The sequence below is a fragment of the Nostoc sp. C96 genome (assembly GCF_059384975.1).
On the sequence record NZ_CM182020.1, the window covers coordinates 2065487 to 2086804 of the forward strand.

The following is a 21318-nucleotide window of genomic DNA, read 5'->3' on the forward strand; positions in this document are numbered from 1 at the left end:
TTTACCCTGTTAATATATCCTGCTAAATCTTGTATGGAAGTACCCAAAAGAGATTTTTTAGATCTGGAAGTGCAAGACGTTAGGTAAGATTAGAGACTGCCACGTTACAGGTTTTCGAGAGATGACAAGGAACGGCATCGGTATTCGCACAGCGCAAGCGCGTTCTGAACGACTCACAGGTCAAATTCACGTTTATGATGGTTTGGGTAAAGGTAAATCCCAAGCGGCTTTAGGAGTGGTTTTGCGCTCGATTGGCTTAGGGATAAATACACCAGCTAATTGCAATCGCGTTTTACTGCTGCGGTTTTTAAAAGGGCCAGAACGTGATTATGATGAAGATGGTGCGATCGCAGCTTTGCAGCGTGGGTTTCCCCATTTAATCGATCAGGTACGGACTGGAAGAGCCGAATTTTTTAGTGCAGAAGAAATTATCCCCTACGACCGCGCCGAAGCAGCAAGAGGTTGGGATGTAGCCAAAGGAGCGATCGCCTCTGGTTTATATTCGGTAGTAGTTTTAGATGAACTTAACCCCGTCCTCGATTTGGGTTTGCTACCCGTAGATGAAGTGGTGCGGACATTAAAAGCCAAACCCCAAGAATTAGAAATTATCGCCACCGGACGCGGCGCACCAGAAAAGTTATTAGAAATTGCCGATTTACACTCGGAAATGAAGCCGCAGCACCACCCCACCGCCCAACAGCTATTAATTGAGGGAATTGAAATTTATACTGGTGCAGGTAAAGGTAAATCGACCAGCGCCTTGGGTAAAGCCTTACAAGCCATTGGTAGAGGAATTAACCATCCCGGTTCTACCCGCGTGTTAATTATGCAATGGCTCAAAGGTGGTAGCGGTTATACAGAAGATGCAGCGATCGCCGCCTTGCAACAATCTTACCCAGAAGTGGTAGATCATCAACGTTGTGGTCGAGATGCGATCGTGTGGCGCAATTCTCGGCAAGAATTAGATTATGTCGAAGCCGAACGCGGTTGGGAAATTGCCAAAACTGCGATCGCCTCTGGATTGTATAAAACCATCATCTTGGATGAACTGAACCCCACTGTCGATTTAGAACTTCTCCCAGTGGAACCCATCGTCCAAGCCTTACTCCGCAAACCCCGCGATACAGAAATTATTATTACTGGCCGTTGTCAACAGCAACCAGCTTACTTTGATTTAGCTAGTATCCACTCTGAGGTATACTGCCACAAACACTATGCAAATCACGGCGTAGAACTCAAACGTGGAGTTGATTTTTAAGATGGACAACACTAATGTGCTGGATTGGGCAACTGGTGGATTAGCGCTGGCAATTTTACTTGGTGGGATGTTGATGATGTTCTCAACAATATTGACCACCAAGAAATGATTATCTTATACACTGCCCCTAGCGGGGTATTGGCGTGGGAAATATTTTTTCCACGCAGTAGCGCCAAGAATATGATCAGCAAGCGATCGTCTTTTAAGCTATTCAGATGATTCTGTTTTTCGATTTGGCAATAGAAGCTAGACAGAATAAGAATTGTGAGAGCCACGACTTCGCAAGGAAGTTGCGAAGTCGTGGCTCAGTTTATCTGAAGCCTGTTTCTCATCTGATACTAAGTTGCGTTCAAACATAATATTCCTACTCCCCACTCCCAGCCCAAGTTACTATCTTTGACTGCAACTCGGTATGACTCTTTCCGTTATCTAATTTACATAAAGATACGTAATTGTTTTTGATATCAAATTCATCCAATCTAATCAAAATGAGAGTTAATGTGACTGAGCGAATTTACTCTGCCAATTTTTGTAATCAAATTTTGTATTAAGGAATACATTATTAAGTTTATATTAAGCTGCCAACAGTTTATTAATTATCTATTAAATGCTTATTTAACTGTCTTAACTGTCTTAACTGTCTGAAATGTTTTTCTAACTGTCTTAACTTTCCTTGCATTCTCCTGAAAAGCGTGAAATATTAAAACCATGAAGTGCGCTCTCGATAACCTTCAAGCGGCTTCCACTAAAGTATTTGTCACTTTGGACACTTTAAGCCAGCCACTATATCTGCTGTTGCAATAGTATTCTGCCCTAGACTCATGTCTTGTGGCGAATACTGTTGTGCTGAGTTGTCTTTCGCGTTGACAAAAACTCGCACTCATTCATTTTCAAAATCTACTAGTTTTAAGAGTTTCAATCATGGTAACCACACCTCTACCAACTCAGACCTCAACCAATGGCACACAATTAACATCTGTCTATACAGTTGCCAAGTTTGCATCGGGAAGAACCCAACCAGGTGCAACCAATTGGCGACAAAATGGCGAATGTATAGGTATAGATATTGATACTAGTGCTGCCGGATTTACTAAAACGCCAATATACGTTACTTCACTGGGTGGCTTCAATGGTGGTAATCACGCGGGCATTACTGGCTCTGCTTCCGTATACAATGCTACAGAAAAAGGCTTCACTGTATATGTCAGGTTTGATAAAGATTACATTACCACACCAATCACCCCAGAAGAAGCAAATCAAAGGAAATGGCATATCAATTGGTTTGGTATCGAGCCTTTCTTAGAGCAAGGCTCAGGGAATGGTACTCAATCATCATCAACAACTACTCAGGCAACACCACTTCCTGCGACAGGAAAATACTACAAACTTGCCAACAAAAATAGCGGTAAATATTTAGATGTGTCAGGTAATAGCACTGCTAATGGAGCTAATGTCCAACAGTGGACTAGCAATACAAGTGGAGCGCAGCAATGGCTGTTAGAAGATGCTGGAAATGGCTCTTACTACTTTGTCAATAAAACGAGTAGCAAAGTTTTAAATGTAGCAGGTGGTGGTAGTGCTGATGGAACAAATGTCATTCAGTTTGACAAATATGTAGCTGACGATCACTCTAAATGGAAGTTGGAAGATGCTGGAGATGGCTATTTCTACATCATTGCCAAACATAGCAGTAAGGCTTTAGATGTGGCAAGCGCTGGCACTGCTGATGGATCTAATGTCCAACAATACAGTAAAAATTTCACGAATGCTCAAAAATGGAAATTTGAGGCTGTATAATTCAGTCCTCAACAAAGGGGTTGCATCATAGTGGGATGATGCGGTGCAACGATCATTAAACGTTAAATCCTTCATTTTTGAAACTTTAAACATTTGCAACAGACAAACTCATCCCACAAATAAGACTGTAAGTCTTTTCAAATAGGGTTTTATTTACTTCAGGCACAATAGCGCAGCTCCTTCGTATGCAACAGAAGTATGGAACGATCTGCGCTTACAGAAAGCCTGAAAACCACGCGCATGTTCACAATTTAGTAACTTTAGGAATTCAAATCATGGTAACTACACCTCTACCAACTCAAACAACAACCAGCACTAGCACACAAGTAAGAACTGTGTTGACAGTTGCCAAGTTTGCATCGGGAAAAACTCAACCAGGTGCAACCAAATGGCAGAAAGGAGATGGAGATTATGTTTATGTGGACGTTGATACTAGCGCTGCTGGGTTTGCCCAGACACCGATATACGTAACATCAATTGCTGGTAGTGCGTACCATACTTACGTTACTGGAGCTAGTGCCGTCTACAATCCTACTCCTACAGGCTTTAGAGTCTCAGTCAGATGGGACTCAGGCCAGGGCGGGCTTGCCACCCTTACCCCAGAAGAAGCCAATAAAAATAAATGGCATATCAACTGGATTGGCTTTGAGCCTTTCTTACAAGAAGGACAAGGAACCAATGGTCAAACATCTCCTACAACTACTCAGCCCACACCACTTCCTGCGGCAGGAAAATACTACTACCTTGCTAACAAAAACAGCGGTAAATATTTAGATGTGGCAAGTAGTAGCACTGCTGATGCAGCTAACGTCCAACAGTACACTCTCAATAAAACTGGAGCGCAACAATGGCTGTTAGAAGATGCCGGAAATGGCTATTACTACCTTGTCAATAAAACTAGTAGCAAAGTTTTAAATGTATCAGGTAGTAGTCAAGCTGATGGAGCAAATGTCATTCAGTATCAAAAAGCAAATGACGATAACTCTAAATGGAAGTTGGAAGATGCAGGTGATGGCTATTTCTACCTCATCGCCAAACATAGTGGTAAGGCTTTAGAAGTCGCTGGTAATGGTACTGCTGATGGAAACAATGTCCAACAGTGGACTCTCAACAAAGGCAATAACCAAAAATGGAAATTTGAGGCTGTTTAGTTCAGCTTTTCATCCTCTTTTTTTTAATAACAACTAACTTTCTCTTCGACCGACTCCTTCAAAATTGGGAGTCGGTTTTGCAATAATTGTCCAGATTGAATCCAAACCAGTCTAGCTTTTTCCTAAATTAACGAATTCCTTTATCCCACTCCCAGAGCCTTGTCTAGATCTGTATACTTAATTTTGCCCAATTGCGAGCAGGCACGACCGCACAATAGAGATACACCACACTGGCTCTCAAAACCATTGATTTCTCTGGGTGTGACAAGTATTAGTAAGAAATTCAGGGTGGAATTTGCTTACTTTTAGCGGATTGTAATTATTGCTTGACTTGGGGCGATCAGATATACATACATCTTGGTAGCAGGCTTCTTGGGTGGAACACTGTGAATCAGCATGAATATCATAAACATTGGTATTGATAACAAAATGCCTTGGCGATCGCATCATCAAGCTAAAATCTTGGAAAGGCGATTATTTACACTGTCCTGACTCAGAACAAGGTGTCACAACTTGGGGGACTGGTATCAGTAATGCGCGGTTGTTTGAGTCGGTTGGCGATCGCAATCTGCTTTTTTTCCCATGTCATCACCAAAATAAGCCCGTACTATGGCAATCTGAGAAACAGAGATTGTTCAATCTGATATTTTAGCTATAAAAATTTACTTCCTAGAGTTATGCAAACTCTGCCTACACCTACAAGTTCCAACACCACATCTAGTCAACCCACCTTTGATACTACAATCAAGCGGCGTAAAACCCGTCCTGTCAAGGTAGGTAATGTTACCATTGGCGGTGGCTACCCTGTGGTGGTGCAGTCAATGATTAACGAAGACACTCTTGATATTGATGGTTCTGTCGCCGCCATTCGTCGTTTGCACGAAGTTGGCTGCGAAATCGTGCGTGTCACAGTGCCTAGCCTCGCTCATGCTGTAGCATTGGCAGAAATTAAGCAAAAAATCATTAAAACTTACCAAGATGTGCCAATTGTAGCTGATGTGCATCACAATGGTATGAAAATTGCCTTAGAAGTTGCCAAACACATCGAGAAAGTCCGAATTAATCCAGGTCTGTATGTATTTGAAAAACCAAATACCAATCGCACCGAATATACACAAGCTGAATTTGAGGAAATTGGCGATAAAATCCGCGAAACTCTAGAGCCTCTGGTAGTTTCCTTGCGTGACCAAGGTAAAGCTATGCGGATTGGGGTAAATCATGGTTCTCTAGCAGAAAGAATGCTATTTACCTACGGAGACACCCCAGAAGGAATGGTGGAATCGGCTTTAGAATTCATTCGCATTTGTGAGTCCTTAGATTTCCGCAACTTAGTGGTTTCTATGAAAGCCTCTCGCGTTCCCGTGATGGTAGCCGCTTATCGTCTGTTAGCCAAGCGGATGGATGAATTAGGTATGGATTATCCTTTACATTTGGGTGTAACAGAAGCAGGTGATGGCGAATACGGCAGAATCAAATCCACTGCTGGTATTGCTACCTTACTAGCAGATGGCATTGGTGACACCATCCGTGTCTCCCTCACAGAAGCACCAGAAAACGAAATTCCCGTATGCTACAGCATCTTGCAAGCTTTGGGATTGCGAAAAACAATGGTGGAATATGTCGCTTGTCCTTCCTGTGGACGTACCTTATTTAACTTAGAAGAAGTGCTGCATAAAGTCCGGGAAGCCACCAAGCACTTAACAGGGTTAGATATCGCTGTGATGGGTTGTATTGTCAACGGCCCTGGGGAAATGGCTGATGCTGACTATGGTTATGTGGGCAAAACTCCTGGTTACATTTCTTTATATCGTGGAAGAGAAGAAATTAAAAAAGTACCAGAAACAGAGGGTGTAGCGGAGTTAATCAACTTAATTAAAACGGACGGACGTTGGGTAGATCCTTAATGAGTAAGGGGTATGGGGGAGCCAGTGCGTTGGGTGGCTCTGCCGACTTGTACCCCTACGGGGAAGCAAGCTACGCGTAGTGTCTCCGATGAGGAGAAGCAACTAGCCTGTGTTGAGTGTAGGGGTATAAGAGAAAATTTTCACCTTACACCCAACACCCAATCTAAACAACTAACTATTTCATACTTCATATTTCACCCTTCAGAATTCCCCATTTCGCCGGATTGTCAAGTATTTTAATGAAGTTAGGAATACATGCCCGGTCTTTGCAGAATAGCTGTGTTAGATTGGGCATACTGACTATTATTTTCCCTCTGACACAGCTGTCATTATGGTGATTACAAAAAGTAGGCTTGTTCTGGGTGCTACGGCAGTAACACTCTCCACAATTGCTGTTACTAGCCTGGGCATTCACTCACGTGGTCAGGCTTTATTTAAAGCAAGTCCCAAAGAAACATTAGACGAAGTTTGGCAAATTGTTAACCGTCAATACGTAGATGGTACTTTTAATCAGGTAGATTGGCAGGCTGTTCGTAAGGAGTACCTGAACAAGTCCTACAGTAATCAGCAAGAAGCGTATAAATCCATCCGGGAAATGCTGAAAAAGCTTGGTGATCCTTACACCCGGTTTATGGATCCTGAAGAATTCAAGAATATGCAGGTTGATACCTCTGGGGAACTCACAGGTATCGGTATTACGATTAGTCAAGATGAGAAAACCAAGAAATTGGTTGTAATTGCGCCTATTGAAGATACACCAGCATTTAAAGCTGGAATTTTAGCTAAAGATGTTATTCTGAAAATTAACGATAAAAATACTCAGGGGATGGATACTAACCAAGCTGTATCCTTAATCCGAGGTGAACCAAACACCAAAGTCACGCTCACAATTCAGCGTAACAGTACTATCAAGCAGTTTAATATTACACGCGCCAGAATTGAAATCCATCCAGTACGTTATTCTCAAAAACAAACACCAGCAGGTAATGTTGGCTACATCCGCTTGAACCAATTCAGCGCCAATGCTGGTAAGGAAATGCAAAATGCGATCAAAGATTTAGAGTCTAAGCAAGTTGCTGGCTATGTTCTAGATTTGCGTGGAAACCCCGGCGGCTTGTTATTCTCTAGCATAGAAATTGCCCGGATGTGGCTAGATAAAGGAACAATTGTTTCTACTATTGACCGCCAAGGTGAGCAAGAGCGAGAAGTAGCCAACGGCCGAGCGCTGACAACCAAACCCTTGGTCATCTTGGTAGATAAAGGTTCTGCTAGTGCTAGTGAAATTTTATCTGGAGCTTTGCAGGATAATAAGCGGGCGGTTCTAGTGGGTACTCAAACTTTTGGTAAAGGTTTAGTACAATCGGTGCGCCCCTTAGAAGATGGCTCTGGATTGGCAGTAACAATTGCTAAATATCATACCCCTAGTGGTAGAGATATTAATCATGAAGGAATTGCGCCAGATGTGAAGGTGGATTTGAGTGATGCTCAAAGACAAGATTTATGGCTACATGAGCGTGACAAATTAGCTACTATGGCAGACCCACAATTTGCTAAAGGAGTGGAAATTTTAGGTAAGCAGATTGCGGCTAAAGGTCTCACTAGCGCAGAGAAAAAATAACGCTAATTTATACGGGTTGGCACTTACCAGCCCGGATTAACCCAATTCGCCGCGCGATCGCTTCTTCTTGAGAAGCAAAACTCCCCCACTTTTCAATAATCTCTTGATCATCGTCTCTAACTAAATTGCTGGGGACGATTTCACAGTTTCCGCTACTGCGCTTGACAATATACCAAAGTTGTGTGTTATCCATATAAACTACTAAATTTAAATTATGACTGTAAAAATACTACCCTTAGCATGATTATTTTCGATGTTAATTGTGCCGCAGTGTGCTTCAACTGCCATTTTACAGAAAGCTAATCCTAAACCAATTTGCGAAACTTCCGGCATCCGAGTTCCTACTTCATATTTCTCAAAAATAATGTGGCGTAATTCTTCAGAAATGCCCTTACCTGAATCACCGACTTGCAATTTCGCCCCACCTGCTGGTAGATATTCAGCACGCAAGGTAACTTGAGAGTTTGATGGTGAAAATTTAATGGCATTAGTGAACAAATTATCCAAAACTCGGCGGAACATTAAAGCATCTATTTCAATCATGCCACCAGGTTCAGGTAATTCACTAATCAAAGTAATTCTCTTTTGGGCTGCGATCGCTTCTACATCTGCCAATGCTGACCTACATAGCGTACAAAGATCGACTGGGCTGTAATTGAGAACCATTTTGCCCGATTCCAGCTTTGCCATCAGCAATAAGCTATCAATTAGTGATTGTAATTGTTGCCCAGCCAGTAAAATTTGCTCGATTTTTCCTTGTTGCTGTTGTGCTGATAAGCCTGGAAATTTGAGAATTTCTGCCCCTAAGACAATGCTGGCCAGCGGATTTCGCAAATCGTGGACAATCATGTTGACCATATCTTCTCGCAGTTTGAGCAATAATTGCAAGCTGTCATACTGCTGTTTAATCCGCAACATAGAATGAACTCTGGCGCGTAATTCTACACCGTTGACGGGTTTACTAATGAAGTCATCTGCACCAGTTGCTAGACATCGAGCTAAATCTTCTTTAGCAGTTAAGGCTGTCACCATGATAATCGGCACCGCTTGCCACTGGGGATTGGCCTTAATTTGCTTGCAGACTTCCATTCCGTCTAAATCGGGCATCATCACATCAAGCAAAATCAGATCAGGCTGAAAATTATCGAGACGACTCAGAGCTTGTTGACCGCTAGGAGCATAGTGTAACTGGTAGTTTTCTCCATCCAGCAAAGTTTCAACAACATCAAAGTTATCTGGTTCATCATCGATTACTAAAATAGTGGGTTGAATATCCATCGACAAATTTTGCTATCTTCCTAAAAGTTTTTGAATTGTGGCTACCAGCTGTTTAAGTTTTACAGGTTTAGTTAAATATTCATTAGCTCCAGCAGCTAAACTAGTTTCGCGATCGCCTGGCATAGCTAAGGCCGTGAGTGCAATCATCGGAATATTCTCAAATTGCCGATCATCACGGATGCGGCGCATTGCTTCCAAGCCATCCATTCCTGGCATTTGAATATCCATCAAAATTAAGTCGGGGTGTTGGACTTTCACAAGATCAATGGCTTGTTGTCCATTGTTGGCGAAAATCAAATGATAACCTCGACTTTCCAAATAACCAGACATCGTATCAATATTTGCTGGATTATCTTCTACCAACAAAATCATAGGATTAGCTAAAGCTGCTTCTGATGCTAAAGTTTGATTTTGCTCTTGACAATAAGCAGAATTTTGCAATTTGCCTATAGTTTCCTGAAGTTGAGCGCGGGTAATTGGTTTAACTAAATATTCAAATGCTCCCTGAGCCAGTCCTTTGATACGCTCATCTACCACAGAGAAAATAATCACGGGAATATTTTGACTTTGGGGATTAGTTTTGAGTTGATGAAGCACATCCCAACCAGACAAGTTGGGGAGTTGTAGATCCAAAATTACTAATGCAGGTTGAAGGCGCAGCACTTCTTCTACGGCTCCTCCGCCTTGAGAATAGGTGATGGGCTGCATTCCCATTTCGTGGAAGTAGCGAGTAATCTGGTCTGCTGCTGCTACAGAATCTTCGATAATCAAAACTTGGGCATTCTCAGCAGGTAAAACATTTCTAGGTAATAAAGTAGTGATTGGCGTTGTGATTACATACTCACAGGTAAGGTAGGGAACACGGACAGTGAAACAACTCCCCTTCCCAAGTTCACTACTAACTGAGACCGTTCCTCCATGCAGCTTGACAATCCGCTGCACCAATGCTAGACCTAAACCCGTGCCATTGTAATGGCGGTTCAAGCTACTGTCAAGCTGGACAAAGGGCTGAAACAATTTGCCGATTTCTTCAGGAGCAATCCCGATACCCGTATCAGTAACATGGAAGCAAAGGTTGGCCGCATTTGGGGGAGAAGTTACTTCCTCTATTTCTTCTCGTCGAACTTCTATGGTGACAGAACCTCCTTCTGGAGTAAATTTGACAGCATTGCTCAGTAAGTTGATTAGTACCTGACGTAGACGGCGCTCGTCTACTTGAATGATCGCAATATTGCTATCAATGTGAGTATTGAGACGAATACTCTTTTTTAACGCCATTTGTTTGACAAAGGTGAGACTGGCATCACAAAGACTCCTAACGGAAACATCACTTAATTGCAGTTCCAGTTTGCCAGACTCGATTTTAGATAAATCTAGGATGTCATTAATTAGTTCTAGTAGATGTCTGCCACTGCGTTCAATGGTGGCGATCGCTTTGACTTGACGTTCATTGAGGGAGCCAAATACACTTTCTTGCAAACCTTCTGACATACCCAAAATGGCATTCAGCGGCGTTCGCAGTTCATGACTCATATTGGCTAAGAATTCATCTTTGAGGCGAGTGGCGCGGGCTAGTTCAATGTTAGTGTTGACCAGCTGCTTATTTGTTTGCTGTAGTTCTTCTTCAGCTTGTTTGCGATCGCTAATATCAAATAAGGTAGCGCGGTTATATAAATACCTGCCATTGGCATCTTTGACGGCAGTCGCATTAATCAACACTGGTATGACTTTGCCGTCTTTACAAATCATTTCATACTCTAAATCTTTTGCCCAGCCTCGCTGTTTGAAGACAGGATAGTTATGGGTGAAGGCCAAGCGGCTGGCTGGGGTGAAAAAATTCACCAAGGGTTGACCAATCATTTCCTCACGCTCATAGCCTAACCATTGCAATTCCGTCTCGTTGACTTTAATTAATCGACCTTCATTATCGAGGGAATGGTAGCCACAAGGAGCATTATTATATAGATCTTCAACAGCATGGGCATATTTCGCCAGAGCTTCTTGTGCCTGTTTGCGATCGCTAATATCAGTTATCCGGACTATATTCATAGTCCGTCCGGCTACTGTAATTGGCTTGGCCGCAATGTTTCCCCAAAAAATCTTCCCTTGCAAGGTCACATATTCAATTTCTCGGCTCCAGACACCTTGAGATTGCATTTCTGCAACTATCTCATCTGTTTCCTTGGCAGTGAATGGATGACGCTGGAGTGCTTGCCCACTAATATTGATTAATTGAGTTTTGTCTTTCGACTCAAATAATTCCACTGCCCGACGATTGCAATCTAGGGTAATTAACGTTGACGAATCAACTAAAAAAATCGCATCGGCCGATTCGTTAAAAATAGCTTCGCGTAAATCCCGGTTGCGAATCAGTTCTTGTTCGGCTTGTTTGTGAGCAGTAATGTCAAAGTTTACGCCAATCACCCGTACAGGTTCACCATCTTGGTTACGCTTGAGAATACCGTAGCCTTTGAGGAAACGAACTTTACCACTTGGCTGCACAATGCGGAACTCAACATTATATTCTTGCTGGCCTTCGAGAACTTGCTGAATACTCGCCAACATATAATCTTGATCTTCTGGGTGTATACAGTTCAACCAAGCATCATAAGTACCTGTAAATTCACCTTTGCTCAACCCATACAGTTCATACATTTGGTCATCCCAAATTTGTTTGGCTTGAGCAAAATCATATTCCCAAATGCCAAATCTGCCTGATTGCAGCGCTAAGGTGAGTCTTTCTGAGAGTTGATGCAGTTGTTCTTCGGTCTGTTTGCGACTAGTAATATCTGTGAGTGTGCCGATATACCCAATCACTTTGCCACTGGCGTTAGTTTCGGGTAACACATAGCAGTGAAACCATTTAATGCTGCCATCGGGGAGCAGATGCCTACCTTCGTTGTCAAAAAGTTCATTTGGTGCTAATTCTACTTCAAACCATTCCCTCAAAATCCGTTCACTGTCTTCTGGGTGTATGGCTTCTATCCAACCCATACCCAATCCAGCCGATGTTGATCTACCTGTCATCTCACTCCAACGATCATTAATGTAGACACAGTTGCCCACGGCATCTAAGCGGAAAATAGCTACAGGAGACGCTTTTGCCAAGGTGGCATAACGATGTTCACTGTCCCGCAGAGCTTCTTCTGCTTGTTGGCGATCGCTGATATCTGTTAATGTGCCGATGTAGCCACTGATGCTACCGTTGGTATCAATTTCTGGTATTACCTGTACATAAAACCAGTTGATGCTACCATCTGGACGCAGATGTCTGCCTTCGCTTTCATAGAATTCTCTAGGGTCAACAATTTCTTGATCAAATTTGAGTTCCCATTCCTGCTTTAGGCGATCGCGATCTTCTGGGTGTACTGCCATTGCCCACCCTATCCCCAAGGCGGCCTGTATGGGTCTACCTGTCATCTCGCTCCAGCGATCGTTCACATAAATACATTGACCACTAGCATCCAGACGGAAAATGCCGACGGGTGCTGCTTCTGTCAAATGGGCATAGCGGCGTTCGCTCTCTCGGAGTGCTTCTTCTGCTTGTTTGCGTTCAGTAATGTCTGTGAAGGTGCCAATGTAGCTAATAATGCTGCCGAAAGGGTTGGTTTCAGGAAGTATTTGGAGGTAAAACCAAGTAATACTCTCATCTGTATGTAAATACCTGCCTTCGTAGCGTATTTGCTCAAAACCTTGCGACCATTTCATCCATAAGTAATGGCGGTCTTCTGGATGCAACCCCTCTAACCAACCCATACCCAATGCCGCTGGTGTTGGTCTATCTGTGAGCTTGCTCCAATAATCATTCACGTAAATACATTGACCAGTCGTATCCAGCCGGAAAATTGCCACTGGTGCGGCTTCTGTTAAAGTTTCATAACGGCGTTGGCTGTCTCTTAGGGCTGCTTCTATTTGTTTTTGCTGGGTAATATCTTTGGCAATACCTAAAAATCCGATGTTGTTTCCTTCTGTATCTCGTAAGGTTTTCACCGAAAGAAATACAGGAAAGCGAGAGCCATCTCGACGAATGTAAGTCCATTCATTTTCATAGGTTTTACCATCTTGAGTGACGGTCATAAAAAATTCTGTACCGGATGCAATTTCTCTACCCAGTTGCAAAGACAGTTCGACTGCCCGTTGTTGGAGTTCTTGCGAGTCATGAAAAATACTCGGCTTGACTTGATTTACAACTTCGTTGGCTGTGTAGCCCAACATTTTTTGAGCGGCGGCGTTGAAGATTTGGATGCCATTGGAGTTATTGTAAATAATTGCATAGTCACTACCATCTAAAATTGCCTGTTGCAAACGATTAATAGCAATTAACTGCGCTTCTATTTGTTTGCGTTCTGTAATATCAATGTGGCAACCAATCATCCGCAGCGGATGACCATCTTCATCCCAGGCAATAACACGCCCAGAACAAATCACCCAAACGGTAGACCCATCCTTATGTCGATATCTCACCTCGCCATAATAGGGAATTTGCCCACGACTTTGAACATGTTGCCCGAACATTTCCTGCGAATTTGCTAAATCTTCGGGAAAAATCAGACGTTGCCATGCTTCTGGTGTGTTGGGTAACTCATGATCTGCATAGCCACACATTTGCTTGAAGGTTGGGCTTAAATACTCCTGATTGCTGGGAATATCCCAGTCCCAATAACCTGCGAGACTGACTTCCAGAACTTGCTCCAGCAGATTTAATTCCATTCGCAGTATTTCTGACTGCTGGTGTTCTGCTTCTGAGAGTTTACGTTCAGTAATATCAATCAACACACCCAGCATTCGTAGCAGTTGTCCGGTTGTGTTGTAAATTCCCCGCCCCTTGGCAGATACCCAGTGAATACTATTATCTGACCAGACGACTCGGTATTCCACAGCATAATCGGTTTGGGTGGCGATCGCCTGTTTCAATTCCTGCTCAACCCATAATCTATCCTCTGGATGCAGCTGACTTAACCATTGTTCTAAGGTTAATTGCACATCACTCGACTCAGCACAACAACCATGAATGGCATTTTGACTGGCAGATATTTGCTTAGTAGTGGGATTCCACTCCCAATAGCCAATACCAGTAAAATTCAAGGTCAGCTTGAGTCTCTCTTCGCTGCTTTTTAGGGCTGCTTCTGCGCGTTGGCGTTCTGCCAGTTCTGTTTGTACTTGCTGATATGCACTTGCCTGTTGAATGGCGATCGCAATTTGCACCCCTAGTTGATCTAACAAGTCCAACTCTACAGATTCCCAGTGGCGAAAAGCTCTACATTGTTGAGCAATTAATAATCCCCATAATTGCTCTTTCACCAAAATAGGTACTACTAGATAGGCTTTGACTTCAAATTGTTCTAAAAGATGCAGATGGCAATTACTTAAACCAGCTTGATAAATATTGTTGATGGCTCTTTTTTTACCTTGGCGATAATCACTACTGGCTCCCTGTTGAAAGCAGGTATCCTCGATTTGCTGGCCTAAAGCTATCGTCCAACCAGGTAGCACTGACTCCGCCACAATACTACCACTCATATCTGGCTGAAATTGATAGACAAGTACGCGGTCAGCTTTTAAAAACGCCCTTACTTCTGTGGCTGTGGTGCTGAGAATTTCTTCTAATTTTAGCGACTGACGAATGCGGAGGGCGATCGTGGTAATTAGTTGTTGTTGTTCTCGAATTTGTTCTAACTGTCGGGTCAGATGTAGTCGTTCTACTGCATGATGAATAGTGCTGTGTAAAGCTTTAGGCGTGAAATTATTTTTGACTAAATAATCTTGAGCGCCATTTTTCATCGCATTCACGGCGCTCATTTCATCCCCGGCTCCTGTCAACATAATGACAGCTGATTGCTGATTATTCAGGTTCACCCTCAGTTTTCGCAAAAACTCCAGCCCATCCTCATCAGGCATTAAATAATCCAACAAAATTACATCTGGTGTTTCTTGCTCACACCATGTCATAGCCTGTTTTGCTGTCTCAAATTCTACAATATTGTATGACTGAAATTTGTCGTGCTGTAAATACTGCCGATAGATATAACGATCTACAGCGCAATCATCAATCAGGAAGATAGTCAGGCAAGAGCGATCGCTCATAACTCAAAAACACCGACACAATAGAATTTTATAGTCTTGATGTTCAAAACATCCCGTAAATCAAGACCAATCTGAATAGAGAGGCATAAAAGCCGCAATATCTCATATATGTTTATACTTCCCAAAAAAAGGTTGTACTATGTAACTTTAATTAACTTAGTCTAAATTAATAAATCACTGCCAGTTAGAGACAGTACACATTAGTTTTACGTGCTATGCACAAATGAGTTTCGCAAACATACTTAAAAACCAACTTAAAGCTTTCAGTAGATTTGCGATGGGCAAAGTTTCTCTACTTAGCGTGATGAAAACAGCATTTAACGACTGATTGAGAGTGACTACAATGATTTTGCTCACTAGTTAGATGGTAATAAAGATTTTGCTGATTGCTTCTGCTGCATCATCCTGCTATGAATCTCCTCAAATTTGTGGGTAGTTTCAGCACATTCTCTCAGTATTACTCCCTTAAAGAAAAGTTTCGAGATAAGTACATATCCTCAAATTACTCAGTAAATAATTTCCTGTTTTTCATCGATTATTTTTTCATCAAAATGTTGAATAATAAAGTTATGGTAAACATCAAGGCATTCTAAAAGCCTGATGTAATTACCAGATAGTTTGGGATTTATTATTATCTCAATTTCCAAATCATATTAATTCTGCATCTACCTTTCGGTTTTAAATTCTTGATTGGCGCTGATCCAAAATTCAAAATTCTTTTTCAGAATAGCAATAAATAGCTAGAAAAGAGACTGATTTTTTTGTAATTTTCATTAGTGTCTTTGAGAACTGTTAGCTTTAGCTACAATTACCTAAGGAGTGTAGACTTATGTCTTTAGCAGGTATAAAAAGTCATTCTCAACAACTCAACACTAAAAAACCTACAGCTAATTTCTGTAATCCTATTAATTGTGCATTTTTTGTAGGGTCTTTCATTATTCTATCGACATCTAGCATAATTATCATCTCTTCTACCATCTCTTCAATTAGTTCTGTTATCTCATCTCCTAGCGCTCACCCTACATCTATTCCCTGGATTAACAATGCGTCTGACTGTAAACACAGTGGCAGAAATTGGTATGATAACAAGTGCTGGGATGCGGAACACAGCCTGATGTTTTAATGCTTAATCACACTGCTAAATAGAGATATTTATCTCAATAGTTAAAGCAAAAAAATATTAAAATGGGGCTTTTTATAACCATTTTTTTTTGCTAACATTACGCCGCAAATAACTACCATTTTTACAGAAATACCATTAGCAGAAATACATGAGTATGTAAAAATCTGTTTAGTAACTTTTATGCGGTGGATATCAGACTCTCTATTTGACTACCCAAATACTAATTTTCTCTAATTTTGGTATTTGAAAAAGACAAAAAACTGAAAAAATGTCTAAAATACCAATTTAATCGGCAAAGAAATAGAGTGATAGTTATAAATTGTACCTACTCATCATCACATCTTTAGTGATTACACTTTGTCTGTTATAAGTAATATCATCAATTAAACCACATTTACAGAAAATAAAAAGAGTCAAATACTGATATTTTTAACTGGCAAATTTGAGATTAATTTTTATCATAGAAAACACTGAGGTGTATTAAAAATTTATAGACCAAGATATTATTGATACCTTGTCTTAAATAATCTATCTTTTTCCAAATATCTACATAATGCTTCTTAACTATCACAGCCCTGATAATCTACACCAAACTATCATCCGTCAACCTCTCATAGTTAACTCTGAGATGCTGCTTCCAGATGTGATTGCATTAATCAATGAAGCGCAAAGTAATTTTAAGGGGTTGCCCAGCCAAAATACTAATTCATTACCTAACTTAAATAAAGATAGTAAAGATATAGAGAATATTACATCTCAAGTTGCCAGTTGTGTTCTTGTCATAGATAACTCACAGTTGGTGGGAATTCTCACCCAGCGAGATTTAATTAAAATAACAGCAGAAAAAAGGAATCTGGAAGGTATCAGTGTTGCTGAAGTCATGACGAGAGAATTAGTAACACTGAAGATAGAAGATTTTAAAGATGTTTTTACTGCATTAAATTTGCTGCGGAAATATCGCATTTGTCATCTGCCTATTATCGGGGAAAAAGGGGAATTGATTGGATTAGTAACACCTACGAGTCTTTTGGCAGTTACTATTCAACAAGCAGGACTCTACAATTATGCGCGAGTTAAACTAGCAGAACGCCAACGCATCGAGGCCGAATTACGCTTGGAGCGTAATTTTATTTCTACCATTTTTAATCTCACAGATGCTTTAGTGGTTGTATTAGATAACCAAGGCAGAATTATTCGCTTGAATCATACCTGCGAACAAGCTACAGGTTACGCATTTGAGGCTGCTAAAGGAAAAGCTGTTTGGGATGTACTGGTGTTACCTGAAATCACAGAATGTCTGCAAGATATTTTTCAAAATTTAGCAGTTAGAGAATTTCCCCAACGTTACGAAACTATTTTAATCAATAAGGATAGCGATCGCCGCTTAATTTCTTGGTCAAACAAAGTCTTACTCAATCAAGATAACCAAATTCACTGTATTGTCTGTACTGGTATCGATATCACCCAAAGCCGTCAAGCCCAAGAGGAACTTCAGCAAACACAGAATTTTCTCCAGTCAATGATTAACAATCTGCCAGTTGCGGTCTTTGTCAAAGATGCCAAACCCGAAAATTTGGGCAAATTCAAACTCTGGAATCATACCTGCGAACGTCTATTTGGCATCACAGCCGAGCAAGCTATTGGCAAAACAGATGACGAATTCTTCCCCAAAGCCCAAGTAGAACTTTCTCGCCTAACCGATGAAGCAGCTTTAGCCAGTGGTATACCCGAAGACATCGCCGAAGAACCTATCGACACGCCCAAACTAGGCCGCAGAATTTTACATACCACTAAAATTCCGCTGTATGACAAAGACCAACAACCAGAATATTTATTGTGTATTTCTGAGGACATCACAGAATACAAACAGGCTGAAAAAAATCTCCAACAAGCCAAAGAACAATTACAAACAGTTTTAGATGCTGTACCTGGGTTTGTTTCTTGGATCAGCGCTGATGGCTATTATTTAGGCGTAAATCAGCATTTAGCTGAAAGTTTTAATTTAAATGCCGAAGACTTTATTGGTCAAGAATTAGGGTTTCTGCAAAACAGCCCACAATTTACCGAGTTTATGCGCCGCTTTCTTGATGGGCAAGATGCTGCCGATTCTGGCGTTGTTGATACCCAAATTAACGGCATCACACGCAAATACCTACTCATAGCCCAAAAATATAAACAAAACACTGCCGCTGTTGCTGTCGGTATAGACATTACAGAACGCAAGCAAGCAGAAATGGCTTTAGCAGAATCTGAAGCTATGTTGCGTTCTGTCTTAAAAAGTACACCCAGCATAGTAACAGTGGTTAATTCTGAGGGAAAAATCTCTTTTATCAACCAAAAAACACCTCATTTATCCCTTGAGGAAGTTGTCGGTACTAGTATAGATGACTATATATTACCTGAAGACTGCAAGATTCAACGTTCTGCTTTAGAACGGGTTTTTGCTCACGGAGAAGTTGTGAGTTATGAAACCCGTGCTTTAGGCGCTAATGCAAATTTAAAATATTATCATTCTCAGATTGGCCCAATTTGGCACGAGCAGCAAGTTACATCTGCGGTCATCATCACAAATGATATTAGTGAACAGCAAGCTGCACTCCGAGAACGTAAACAAGCTGAAGCTGCTTTGCGAGAGAGTCAGCAAAAATTCCGCTTATTAACAGAAAATATTAAAAGTACATTTTGGATCAAAGAAATTCAAAATGATCTTTCCCAAATTGTCTATGTTAGCCCTGCTTTTGAAGAAATATGGGGCAGACCTGTAGAAGAAGTTTATACATCCTATGAGATATTTATAAATTCTATCCATCCTATTGATCGCCAAAAATTTATTGCTAATAAATTTAAACGAATGCAGGGTGCATTAGATGAAGAGTATCGGATTATCCGCCCCGATGGTGCAATCCGTTGGATTCGCAGCCGTGCCTTTCCGATTAAAAATGAGCAGAGAGAAGCTTACCGAATTACTGGTATTTCTGAAGATATTACAGAAAGAAAACAAACAGAAATTGCTTTACAAAGTTTGATAGAAAGTACAGCTTCGACAACAGGACAGGACTTTTTCCCGGCTTTAGTTGAGCATATTTCTTCTACTTTAGATGTCCGCCACACGTTGGTAAGTGAGTTAATTGATGGGCAAATCCACACTTTAGGATTTTGGTCTGATGGAAAGTTACAGCCCAATATTTCTTATGACCCAACATCAACTCCTTGTGAGATTGTACTTCAGCAAGGATATTACTACTGTGCTGAGGGAATTCAGCAACAGTTCCCAACAGAAGCAAGATGGGCAACAAAGCCAGCTGAAAGTTTGATGGGAGTTGTTTTAAGTGATGATTTTGGCAACCCGATTGGCTCACTTTGCATAATAGATGAAAAGCGGATACCTGACCCCCATAAATTTGAGGGAATTTTGAGAGTATTTGCCGCGAGAGCATCTGCCGAACTTCAGAGACAAAGAGTACAAGAAGCTCTACAACAACTCAATCGAGATTTAGAGGCGAGAGTTGAGCAACGTACTTTAGAATTACAAGAAAATGAAGCTGAACTCAGAGCAATTTTTAATCAAGCAGCTGTAGGTATTAAACTAGAAACTTTAGATGGGCGGTTTCTCAAGGTTAATCAACAATTGTGCGAACTTTTGGGTTACAGCCAAGCAGAACTCATGAATAAAACCTTTAGGGATGTGACTTATATAGATGATATTCCCTATCATCAAAAGAATTTGCAAAAATTAATTTCAGGAGAGATAGAAACATTTTCGATTGAAAAGCGGTGTTTACATAAAAATGGTTATCTAATTTGGATTAATTTGACTGTTTCTTTAATTCGAGATGTAATTGGTAAACCAATTTATTCGGTTGGCATAGTTAAAGATATCCGCCATCAAAAACAAGCCGAAGAAGATTTAAAACGTCAATTTGCCGCTGTAGAAGCTGCCATAGATGGAATTGCGATATTAAGTGGCAATATCTACACTTATGTCAATCAAGCCCATCTGGAGATGTTTGGCTATAGTCATCCCGAAGAACTCATTGGTAAAAGTTGGTCAGAAATCTACGAGCAAGAAGAATTTCATCGTTTTGAGACAAAGATTTTTCCAACTTTGATGCAGCAAAAACATTGGAGAGGAGAAACAATTGCTAAAAGAAAAGATGGCAGTCATTTTGAAGAAGAAGTTTCGTTAACGATTTCCGAACAAGGTGATTTAATTTGTGTCTGTCGTGATATTAGCGATCGCAAAAAAGCAGAGGCAGATATTTGCAAAGCTTTAGCAAAAGAAAAAGAACTGAGTGAGTTAAAATCTCGGTTTATTTCTATGATCCTCCCACGAGTTCCGCACTCCTTTGGCTGTGATTGCTTCCTCTGCTGGGATATTAAAAAGTTTTAGCCATAAACTCGATGAGCAACAAAAGCAAAAACATCTCCAGTGCATTCAAACTTACGTACAGCACACTACTCAACTTTTAGATGATATTTTGCTAATTAATAAAGCTGAAGCTGGAAAATTAGCCTTTGAGCCAAATTCTCTAGATTTAGTAAGTTTCTGCCATACCTTAGTAGAAGAAATTCAACTCAGTTCTCCTCAGCATAATTTAGTTTTTTGCTTGCAAGCCCAAGATAGTTCTTCCGCCAGCGATAACTTCGTGGCTCGGATCGATAAAAAACTACTGCGGCAAATTTTAAGCAATTTGCTTTCCAATGCTGTCAAATACTCTCCAAACAACAGTCATATTCAAATTGATTTATATATCCAAAATAAAAGCGCTGTTTTTCTGATTGAAGATCAAGGTATTGGAATTTCTCCAGAAGAACAGCCAAACTTATTTGAGCCATTTTACCGAGCTAGTAATGTTGGTAATGTCCCCGGTACAGGATTAGGCTTGGCAATAGTTCACCGATGTGTAGACCTGCATAGAGGCAGAATTACCATCGCCAGTCAGGTCGGAGTTGGCACAACATTTAGAGTAGAACTACCACTGATTGTCACATCAGTGAATTAGAGTATCCCAGATGTTACTCATAAATAATTTTTGGGAAACATAAACAAAGAGATTCTATGTGGAACTAATACCGTTTTACTTGAAGTTGATACAAATAAGTCG

At 41.0% G+C, this 21318-nt stretch carries 11 protein-coding genes; 8 read left to right on the plus strand and 3 right to left on the minus strand.

The window, feature by feature from the left end; all coding sequences use genetic code 11:
- Nucleotides 1–121 precede the first annotated feature (121 nt).
- The 6 genes from AC504W_RS08935 to ctpC all read left to right on the plus strand — a co-directional run bounded on the left by AC504W_RS08935 (nucleotide 122) and on the right by ctpC (nucleotide 7728).
- Complete coding sequence (locus AC504W_RS08935) at nucleotides 122–1258, plus strand: cob(I)yrinic acid a,c-diamide adenosyltransferase (protein ID WP_096575344.1); 1137 nt, start codon at nucleotides 122–124, stop codon at nucleotides 1256–1258.
- Between the two features lie 921 nt (nucleotides 1259–2179).
- A complete protein-coding gene (locus tag AC504W_RS08940; protein WP_494877435.1) occupies nucleotides 2180–3055 on the plus strand; it encodes an RICIN domain-containing protein in 876 nt (291 codons plus the stop codon).
- Between the two features lie 275 nt (nucleotides 3056–3330).
- Entirely contained in the window at nucleotides 3331–4206 is an 876-nt protein-coding gene (locus tag AC504W_RS08945) for an RICIN domain-containing protein (RefSeq protein WP_494877436.1), read from the plus strand.
- 412 nt (nucleotides 4207–4618) lie between these two features.
- Nucleotides 4619–4858, plus strand: a complete 240-nt coding sequence (locus AC504W_RS08950) for a hypothetical protein (protein WP_494877437.1) — start codon at nucleotides 4619–4621, stop codon at nucleotides 4856–4858.
- Between the two features lie 25 nt (nucleotides 4859–4883).
- On the plus strand, nucleotides 4884–6110 hold the full coding sequence (gene ispG, locus AC504W_RS08955; protein ID WP_494877438.1) for a (E)-4-hydroxy-3-methylbut-2-enyl-diphosphate synthase: 1227 nt from the start codon (nucleotides 4884–4886) through the stop codon (nucleotides 6108–6110).
- A 331-nt stretch (nucleotides 6111–6441) separates the two neighbouring features.
- Nucleotides 6442–7728 carry a carboxyl-terminal processing protease CtpC gene (gene ctpC / locus AC504W_RS08960; RefSeq protein WP_494877439.1) on the plus strand — a complete coding sequence of 429 codons (1287 nt, stop codon included), beginning with the start codon at nucleotides 6442–6444 and terminating at the stop codon, nucleotides 7726–7728.
- Nucleotides 7729–7735: 7 nt separating this feature from the next.
- Here ctpC and AC504W_RS08965 read toward each other — a convergent pair whose 3' ends face one another.
- Genes AC504W_RS08965 through AC504W_RS08975 form a run of 3 tightly spaced genes read right to left on the minus strand, consistent with a single transcriptional unit; the run spans nucleotide 7736 to nucleotide 15090 of the window.
- Nucleotides 7736–7921, minus strand: a complete 186-nt coding sequence (locus AC504W_RS08965) for a DDE transposase family protein (protein ID WP_494877440.1) — start codon at nucleotides 7919–7921, stop codon at nucleotides 7736–7738.
- A gap of 14 nt (nucleotides 7922–7935) precedes the next feature.
- Nucleotides 7936–9006: a hybrid sensor histidine kinase/response regulator gene (locus AC504W_RS08970; RefSeq protein WP_494877441.1), complete on the minus strand. Its 1071-nt coding sequence runs from the start codon at nucleotides 9004–9006 to the stop codon at nucleotides 7936–7938.
- Between the two features lie 12 nt (nucleotides 9007–9018).
- Nucleotides 9019–15090 carry a PAS domain S-box protein gene (locus AC504W_RS08975; protein WP_494877442.1) on the minus strand — a complete coding sequence of 2024 codons (6072 nt, stop codon included), beginning with the start codon at nucleotides 15088–15090 and terminating at the stop codon, nucleotides 9019–9021.
- A gap of 1676 nt (nucleotides 15091–16766) precedes the next feature.
- Here AC504W_RS08975 and AC504W_RS08980 point away from each other — a divergent pair.
- On the plus strand, nucleotides 16767–20603 hold the full coding sequence (locus AC504W_RS08980; protein ID WP_494879596.1) for a PAS domain S-box protein: 3837 nt from the start codon (nucleotides 16767–16769) through the stop codon (nucleotides 20601–20603).
- A complete protein-coding gene (locus tag AC504W_RS08985) occupies nucleotides 20566–21216 on the plus strand; it encodes a sensor histidine kinase (protein WP_494877445.1) in 651 nt (216 codons plus the stop codon). The genes AC504W_RS08980 and AC504W_RS08985 overlap by 38 nt, the downstream gene beginning before the upstream one ends.
- The last annotated feature ends 102 nt before the right edge of the window (nucleotides 21217–21318 follow it).

Coding starts and splice junctions, on each gene's coding strand:
- AC504W_RS08975 (WP_494877442.1), bottom strand. CDS start 15,090: ATGAGCGATCGCTCTTGCCTGACTATCTTCCTGATTGATGATTGCGCT.
- AC504W_RS08980 (WP_494879596.1), top strand. CDS start 16,767: ATGCTTCTTAACTATCACAGCCCTGATAATCTACACCAAACTATCATC.
- AC504W_RS08940 (WP_494877435.1), top strand. CDS start 2,180: ATGGTAACCACACCTCTACCAACTCAGACCTCAACCAATGGCACACAA.
- ctpC (WP_494877439.1), top strand. CDS start 6,442: ATGGTGATTACAAAAAGTAGGCTTGTTCTGGGTGCTACGGCAGTAACA.
- AC504W_RS08935 (WP_096575344.1), top strand. CDS start 122: ATGACAAGGAACGGCATCGGTATTCGCACAGCGCAAGCGCGTTCTGAA.
- AC504W_RS08970 (WP_494877441.1), bottom strand. CDS start 9,006: ATGGATATTCAACCCACTATTTTAGTAATCGATGATGAACCAGATAAC.
- AC504W_RS08945 (WP_494877436.1), top strand. CDS start 3,331: ATGGTAACTACACCTCTACCAACTCAAACAACAACCAGCACTAGCACA.
- AC504W_RS08965 (WP_494877440.1), bottom strand. CDS start 7,921: ATGGATAACACACAACTTTGGTATATTGTCAAGCGCAGTAGCGGAAAC.
- ispG (WP_494877438.1), top strand. CDS start 4,884: ATGCAAACTCTGCCTACACCTACAAGTTCCAACACCACATCTAGTCAA.